Below are 3,083 nucleotides of genomic sequence, written 5' to 3' on the forward strand. Positions count from 1 at the left end.
GTCGATCAGGTCGACGATGCGCCGCGGCGCGCGGCCCATGCCGCGATGGCCATTCACACTGGGGCCGCCCGCGCCCGTGAAGGCACTGCCCTGGTCCCGGGGATCAAGATCGGCATCCACGTCGCCCCGCTGCTCATCGGCCGCTCGGTGGGACGGATCGACATCGATGCGGACGTCCAGCGCGCGCAAGGGTCACTCCTCGATCAGCTCCTGCAGACCATCGGGACGGACCAGACCGTGGCGAGTGCAGCCGCGGCCCCCTTCTTGGAGCGGCGGTTCGAGCTCGTCCCGATCGACGGCGAAGCCGGGGACGCGGATCGAGCCTATCGTCTCACCGGGCAAGAACGCCGGGGGTTGGGGCTGTGGGGCGCGATGACGCAGTTCGTGGGGCGTCACGACGAGCTCGCGAAGTTGCGGGGCTGCATCGCCGCGGCCGGGCATGGGCGTGGCCAGCTCGCGGCTGTCGTCGGGGACCCCGGGGTGGGTAAGTCGCGCCTGCTGTGGGAAGTGACGCACTCAGCCCAAGTCGACGGCTGGGTCGTGCTGGAAGTAGGCGCCGCCCCTTATGGCAAGACCACGCCCTATCTCCCCGTGATCGATCTGCTCAAGGCCTACTGCGGGATTGCAGAGCGTGATGACCAGCACACCACCCGCGAGAAGGTCATCGGTAAGCTCCTTGCCCTGGACCCGGAGTTCAAGGTCTCCCTGCCGGTCTTCCTGACCCTGCTCGACATCCCCGTGGACGACGCCAAATGGCAGGCGCTGGATCCCGCCGGGCGGCGGCGGCGGACCCTGGAAGCCGTCAAGCGTCTCGTGCTGCGTGAGAGCCAGGCGCAGCCTCTGGCGCTGGTGTTCGAAGATCTGCAGTGGATCGACGGCGAGACGCAGGCGCTCCTCGATAGTCTGGGCGAGAGCCTCCCGAATGCGCAGCTCATGCTGCTCGTCAGCCATCGATCCGAGTATGCTCACGACTGGGGAAGCCAGACCCCGTACACGCAGCTCCGGATCACCCCCCTGCCACCGGAAAGTGCCGAAGCCTTGCTCGATGTGCTCGTCGGGAACGACCCAGGCCTGGACACGCTCAAGCGGCTCCTGATCGAGCGCACCGAGGGCAATCCGCTCTTTGTCGAGGAGAGCGTCCGGGCGCTGGTCGAGACGGGTGCACTGACGGGCGAGCGAGCGAAGTACCGCTTGACGCACGACCTGCCCGCGATCCACGTGCCCGGCACGGTGCACGCCATCTTGACCGCTCGCATCGACCGTCTGCGGCCGGAGGAGAAGCGGCTCCTCGAGATTGCCGCGGTCATCGGGAAGGACTTCCCCCTGGCGCTCCTCGTGGCGGTGGCGGACGAGAAGGAAGGGACGATCCGGCGCGGGCTGGGCCACCTTCAGACGGCCGAGTTCCTCTACGAGACGCGCCTATTCCCCGATCTCGAATACACCTTCAAGCACGCGCTCACCCACGAGGTAGCCTACGGGAGCCTCCTCCCCCGCCGGCGCCGACATCTCCACGCCCAGATCGTCGGCGCCATCGAACGCTCCTATCCGGACCGGCTGACCGAGCACGTCGAGCAGCTGGCCCACCACGCCGGGCAGGGCGCACTGTGGGAGAAGGCGGTCACGTACCTCCATCAGGCCGGCGTCAAGGCATTGGTACGATCGGCCAACCGAGAAGCCGTGAGCTGTTTCGAGCAGGCGCTGACAGCCCTGCCGCATCTCCCCGAGACCCGTGAGAGGCTGGAACAGGCCATCGATCTCCGCTTTGACCTCCGAACTGCACTCTTTCCGCTCGGCGAATTCGAGCCGATCTTGGGCCGTCTCCGCGAAGCCGAGGCCCTGGCCAGGGCGCTCGACGATCAACAGCGACTCGGGCAGCTGTCCGTCTATCTGTGCCACAACTTCCAGATGACTGGTCATCCGGCGGAAGGGCGCGCGTTCGGCCAGTACGCCCAGGCTATTGCCGAGTCGCTTGGGGACGTTCCGCTCCAGGTGACGGGAAATCTCTATTTCGGACTGGCCTGTGTCGGGACGGGGGATTATCGACAGGCCGCGGATCTTCTCCTGCATGTCCTGCAGTTGCTCGAAGCTGTTCCGAATCAGGAACGGTTTGGCCAGCCCGGATTTCCTGCCGTGTCGGTCCGCGGCTTTCTGGGTTGGGTTCTCGCCGAGCTTGGGAAGTTCGAGGAAGGCATCATTCACGGTCAGGAAGGCATCCGCATCGCTGAAGTGCTCGATCACCCCTACAGCCTGGCCAACGTGTGCTGGCATCTCACCTGTCTCCACATCATCAGGGGAGAGTTCAGTCACGCAGTCGGCCTGCTCGAGCGGGGGCTGGCGCTGTCTCGCGAGTGGGACCTGACCTTCTTTTCGGTGCTCGCCACCGGGAGCCTGGGCTACGCGTACGCGCTCTCGGGGGGAGTTGATGAGGGCATCCCGTTGCTGGAGCACGCGCTGAGTGCCATTGAGACCATGAGACTCAGAGTTCACCAGCCGCTCTTCCTGGCGTACCTGGGCGAGGCGTACATCCTCGCCGACCGGCTCGCGGACGCTCTCGCATTCGCTGGGCGAGCCCTGACCCTTGCCCACGAGCGCGGTCAACGCGGCTGGGAGGCGCGGCCCCTCTGGCTCCTTGGTGAGGTCATGGCCCGCCGCGATCTCCCGGAGAAAGCAGAGTCCCACTACCGCGACGCGCTCTCGCTCGCCGACGAGCTCGGGATGCGCCCGCTCGTCGCCCACTGCCACCTCGGCCTCGGCAAACTCCGCCGGCGCACGGGTCAGCGGCGAGGCGTGCAGGAGCACCTCACGACCGCGACCACGATGTACCGCGAGATGGGCATGCGGTTCTGGTTGGAGCAGGCAGAGGCGGCGATGAAGGACTTGGGCATGACGTAGAGACCGCGCGCTACGCGCACCTGAGCCCGCAGCACCTCCGGGGCGTCATCCAACGCGCTCGATCGGATGCCGACGGCGACACCGGCACTTTCGTCGATAGGCACCAGTTAGGCACCGGCGCAGAAAACGCAAAAACGCGAGGTTCTAGGAACCTCGCGTTCTTGTTTGGCGGGCTCGACGGGACTTGAACC

Annotated in this window: 1 protein-coding gene; it reads left to right on the forward strand. The window is 66.5% G+C overall.

From position 1 onward, the window contains the following. Positions 1-2,892 (forward strand): AAA family ATPase (locus VKN16_19410; GenBank protein ID HME96378.1); only part of this gene is annotated, 2,892 nt, incomplete at its 5' end. Between the last annotated feature and the right edge of the window lie 191 nt (positions 2,893-3,083).

The organism is Candidatus Methylomirabilota bacterium (assembly GCA_035315345.1).
Taxonomy (GTDB): Bacteria; Methylomirabilota; Methylomirabilia; order Rokubacteriales; family CSP1-6; genus CAMLFJ01.